Genomic DNA, 5057 nt, shown 5'->3' on the forward strand with positions numbered 1-5057 from the left:
GTGAAGCCGCATATACGTTCTTTTCGTCAAAACTGATTGTTGACAACAACCCTGGGGCCATATACGTATAGACCAAAGCAGAATACGGGAAAATAATGATCTCGTCTATCATCCCCGTATTTCACTGCGCTTCATACAGGCTACTTTTATTATAGATAAAGACAATAGCTCGTATCGCTTCTAATCTGATTTAAAAAATTTCGGTTTCATTTTTCTTTAAGTTTTGATTGATAACATGGTACTGGGGTTAAATACTAATAACTTTAGGCTAAGGAGGCTAAGAATGAGCCGTGGGAACTCTTCATTTTCTTTTCCTCATCAACATCCAGAAAATGGTGATCAACCTTTAAGCGAAACTCCTACTTTCGTGGAAAATGCCTCGGCTGTTTTGCCTTCCTCGGGAAGGTTTTTTAGCCCCATTAAAAGCCTCTTAGAGGGAAAGTAACATTTTAACTTCGATTAGTGAGCCAGCGCCCACATCACTTTTGCCCACAAGTTTACACCCACTGGTTAATTTTATCGACTTGTCCGAGGAAACCTCTTCCTCTGACCTTCAAGGAAGCTATTCCCGAAAACAAGGGAGAAGACGCCCCCCTACTCCATGAGGTAACTGAAAAAATAATAGCTTATTATTGTACTAAAACGGGATAGCCTGGATTAAGAATTCTTGATAAAACACGAGCTAACTTTCAAGCCGTTCTCGATGCGAGGAAGATAATTGATAAACGGAACCTCCTTATTTTAGAACGTCTAATTGATTTCTACCAAGAAAAAATTAAACATGGGGGCTTAGTAGGTTGCCGTCATAAGCAATTCGCAACAGTTTTAGGCTATATCGAAGAAGAAGTTTCCCGTTTGCAGCACTGGTTTTCGAACGACCAGGTTCGAGCCTTGATGGCAAAAATTAGCTACTATACATTCATCCAAATCTGAGACATGCCTCCCCTCATTTCCCAAGATTCGATGCAACGAGCAGTGAATCCCTCTTTTCGTAATGGAAATGAAGATGAATTGTGCCAGCGGTTAGAGTTACTAAAAGCCAACTTTGCGCGTCAAGGTCCGAACACTTCATTAAACTCATCAAGTGAATGCACACCCCTCAGAAACGAAATCACCGTCTCCCCTTTACTCACTCTCTCACAATTCTTACCCCAACTTATTTTAGCATCTCCGGGGTGTCCCATTCGTTTCAAGCGTCGGGCGAGTCATCAGCAAATTGGCAGCATATGAATCAATTATGGAGCCAGTTAGTATCCAAAAAAAAGGAATTCCTTCATTTAACTTCGCCGTCCGCCTTTTGCTCGCAGGTTTGTGGACTTATAGACGTTGCTGGATGGATATGGGAAGACATTAATACGCCCTTGGCGAAAGCCTGTCATCCTGGGCAAGCACCGAGAGATTTAACGACGTTTCTTACTGAAATCAAAACTGATGTTATTCATTTGCGAAATACCGGCAGCTTTACGCAAGCGCAAATTCATGAACTATTTATGAATTATCCCAAAGTGCATACTAAGCTTAGCGAATAATATTGATGGATACTCATCCGCCAATGCTGTTTCCCCCCAATTTAGGAATTGTTCACCAATTGATGGAATTAATAAAAGAATGTTCATCTGGGTCATCCTACTTTCCTCAACTATTTTCAGATCACACTTATACAACGCGATGGTCGCAGCCTTATATCGAATTATTCCTTGAAACACATAACTCGACTTGGAAAATCCACCTTAATCAGCTTATTCAGCCTCTTCAGCCTTGCACTAATGGTTCTCAACTCAAACGGAAACATCATACTTGTGCCCCCCGGTGCTAACCCTTAAACGACTTTTCCCACCACCATAATTTTCATTGCGTTAGATCCGCCACCCACGCCCATGTAATTGCCTTTGGTTAAGACCACTAAATCGCCGTCTTTCAATAAGTCCTGACTTTGCAACGTTTCAACGGCTTTTACATTAATTTCGTCGCGCGTGTATTGAGTTGGATCAAATTTAATAGGGTAAACACCACGATAAAGTGTCATTCGCCCGAGCGATTTATCGAATCGACTGAGACCATAAATGGGGATAGCCGTACGGATACGCGACATCCATAAGGGGGTGATTCCCGATTCGGTTAAGGTGATGATGGCTTTGATATTAAGATGGTTAGCTGCATACATAGTTGCCATTGAAATGGCTTCATCGATCCGTTTGAAACGGCATTCAACACGATGACGAGAAATATGCGAACGCGGCTGAGCTTCCGAAACAACGCACGTTCGCGCCATTGCGGCTACAGCTAAAACAGGATAATCACCAACAGCGGTTTCCGCTGACAACATAACGGCATCGCTATTATCGAGTACGGCATTTGCTACGTCAGACACTTCAGCCCGTGTGGGCACGGTCGCATGAATCATGGACTCCATCATTTGAGTCGCGATAATGACGGGTTTATCCATGGAACGGGCGCGATGAATAATATCTTTTTGCACTAAAGGCACTTGTGCATCGCCAATTTCGACCGCTAAATCACCCCGCGCCACCATGACTCCATCACTCGCTTCAATAATGGCGTCGATATTTTTAACCGCTTCAGTACGTTCAATTTTAGCAATGATACCCACCTTTCCTTTGTAACCTTGCACCAGATGCTTGGCTTTTAAAATATCCTGCGCATCGCGGGGAAATGAAATAGCCACATAATCCACATCAAAATCAACTGCAAATTTCAAATCGTTGATATCTTTTTCCGTCATCGCTTCCGCAGAGAGCCCACCGCCTAATCGATTAATGCCTTTGTGGCCTGACAATACGCCGCCTTCAACAACCCGACAAATAATTTGATCTCCCTTGACGCTTTGCACCCTCAAGGTAAGACGCCCATCATCCAACAATAAAATATCTTCGGTTTTTACGTCTTTTGGCAAATTTTTATAATCAATCCCAACGCTTTTCTCTGTACCTTCTTCGGGTGGGAGCCTGGCGTCCAAAATAAATAACTCGCCTTTTTTTAAATTAATTTTGCCAATTTTAAAGCTGGATATGCGAATTTTAGGCCCTTGCAAATCCGCTAAAATTCCGATTACCCGTTCTTGTTTTTTTGCCGCCTTGCGAACCATTTCAATCCGTTGTTTGTGTTTCTCATGAGTGCCGTGCGAGAAATTCAAGCGAATGATGTCAACACCCTCGTGAATAATTCTATCAAGTATAGAAAAATCATCGGTTGCTGGCCCTAAGGTGGCAATAATTTTGGTGCGGCGCAACATGTGATTATTATTTTTGCTCATACTCTTTTGCTCGTCGCGTTAAAATCTTAATAGCAGGTAATATTTTTCCTTCCAAAAACTCTAAAAATGCACCTCCAGCTGTACTAACGTAAGACATTTGATCGGTCAGATTGAATTTATCCAAAGCAGCCAGGGTATCTCCACCCCCAACTATAGAGTAAGCGGTACTTTTTGCAATGGATTGTGCCAACGCGCGTGTTCCTTGACTAAATGCTTCTATTTCGAAAACGCCGATGGGCCCGTTCCAAACAATCGTGCCCGCTTGCGCCATCAACTTGGAATAGGTTGCCGAAGTATTTGGCCCTACATCGAAAATAGATTCGTCACTGGTTAGGGCATTGATATTTTTCACCGTTGCTTTCGCATTTTCTGACAATTCATCCGCCACAATAACATCCAGCGGCAAAGGGAGAGAAACGTTTTTTTCGGCGGCTTTCTCCCAAAATTGCTGAGCCGCGTCCAACCATTCATTTTCACAGAGCGATTTTCCAATTGGATAGCCCTGCGCTTTTAAAAAAGTATTTGCAATACCACCACCTACGATTAACAGCTCAACTTTATCTAATAAATTTTCTAATAAATGAATTTTGGTTGAAACTTTTGAGCCGCCTACCACAGCGACCAATGGGTTTTGAGGATTTTCTAAGGCGCGGGATAAAGCTTCGATTTCGGAAATGAGTAAAGAACCGGCGCAAGCTAATTTTGCGTATTCAGAGACGCCAGCCGTGGATGCTTGGGCACGATGTGCCGTTGCAAAAGCATCCATAACAAAAATATCGCACAACCCCGCCATCCGTTTAGCAAGTTCGGTATTATTTTCGTTTTCACCTTTATTGAACCGCACATTTTCACAAAGAATGGCCTGACCTGGTTTAACCGCGACTCCTTCAAGCCAATTATTGATCAGCGGCACTTTTTGATTTAATTTTTCACTCAGCAAGCGGGCTATCGGGGCTAAAGAAAATTCTTTTTCGAATTTCCCTTCTTTTGGTCTTCCCAAATGCGATAAAATTATCACTCGTGCTTTTTGTTCTATTGCTTTTTGAATCGTCGGCAATGCACGCAAAATCCGTTCATCATTCGTAATTTTTCCATTTTTCATTGGCACGTTCAGATCTTCACGAATCATCACGCGTTTGTTATGAAGATTGAGATTGGACATGGATAGAAACGGTAATGCCTTCATTTTATTTTCACTCACTTTTCTAACTAACATATCTTAATTTCTAAAACCATCACCGCTCCACGCAGGGGGAATGACGATTAAAACAAATTTTGATATAAGTTTCTCCATTCTGGATTGTTTTTTCTATTAGTCTCAATTTCCATAATCGATTCCACTTATTAGTCTGCTTTTCATGTAAAATAACAGAAATCATTTCTTCATGTAACTCAAAATATACTAATTGGTGAACTTTATATTCTTTTGTAAATACTTCCACTACATTATCTTTATGCCCCCAGATTCGTTTCACTAGATCAGAAGTCACTTCTGTGTAAAGAGTACCCTGTCGCTTACTAGCGAAAATATAAACGCAGGCTGCTTCAATATTTTTTCCTCTAAAGCGCCTTCGTCATTCTCGCTCAGGCGGGATCCAGGCACGCTGCGCAACCTGTGCACTGGATTCCCGCCTGCAGAATGCCTAGGCGTCAACTTAAGCATAAACCCCTAATGGCTGTAAAGTTGATGCTTCTCTTTCATTCACCTTGTTCCTTTCAAAGCTTCTTAACACAAGGGGCCTCTATCATTACCCACCCGTGGTGAAGCGTGAAAAACTTAAAA

The 5057-nt window shown here is 42.1% G+C and carries 3 protein-coding genes and 1 pseudogene; 1 reads left to right on the plus strand and 3 read right to left on the minus strand.

What is annotated here, in order from left to right; genetic code table 11:
* Positions 1–235 precede the first annotated feature (235 nt).
* A pseudogene (locus OWO34_RS08040) lies at positions 236–1816 on the plus strand (hypothetical protein).
* Positions 1817–1819: 3 nt separating this feature from the next.
* Here the strand turns inward: OWO34_RS08040 and pyk are convergent.
* From pyk to OWO34_RS08055, 3 genes are read right to left on the minus strand one after another with little or no spacing between them, the layout of a single operon-like run.
* A complete protein-coding gene (gene pyk / locus OWO34_RS08045) occupies positions 1820–3274 on the minus strand; it encodes a pyruvate kinase (protein WP_267257151.1) in 1455 nt (484 codons plus the stop codon).
* Positions 3261–4475, minus strand: a complete 1215-nt coding sequence (locus tag OWO34_RS08050) for a phosphoglycerate kinase (RefSeq protein ID WP_267257153.1) — start codon at positions 4473–4475, stop codon at positions 3261–3263. Before OWO34_RS08050 ends, pyk begins: the two co-directional genes overlap by 14 nt.
* Before the next feature lie 34 nt (positions 4476–4509).
* A complete protein-coding gene (locus tag OWO34_RS08055) occupies positions 4510–4764 on the minus strand; it encodes a GIY-YIG nuclease family protein (protein WP_267257152.1) in 255 nt (84 codons plus the stop codon).
* Positions 4765–5057 lie beyond the last annotated feature (293 nt).

Origin of the sequence: Coxiella endosymbiont of Ornithodoros maritimus (genome assembly GCF_907164965.1) — a bacterium.
In the GTDB taxonomy this organism is placed as follows: domain Bacteria; phylum Pseudomonadota; class Gammaproteobacteria; order Coxiellales; family Coxiellaceae; genus Coxiella.

What these genes read in the sequence shown, in the direction of transcription:
- pyk (WP_267257151.1), bottom strand. Translation starts at nt 3,274, where the DNA reads ATGAGCAAAAATAATAATCACATGTTGCGCCGCACCAAAATTATTGCC.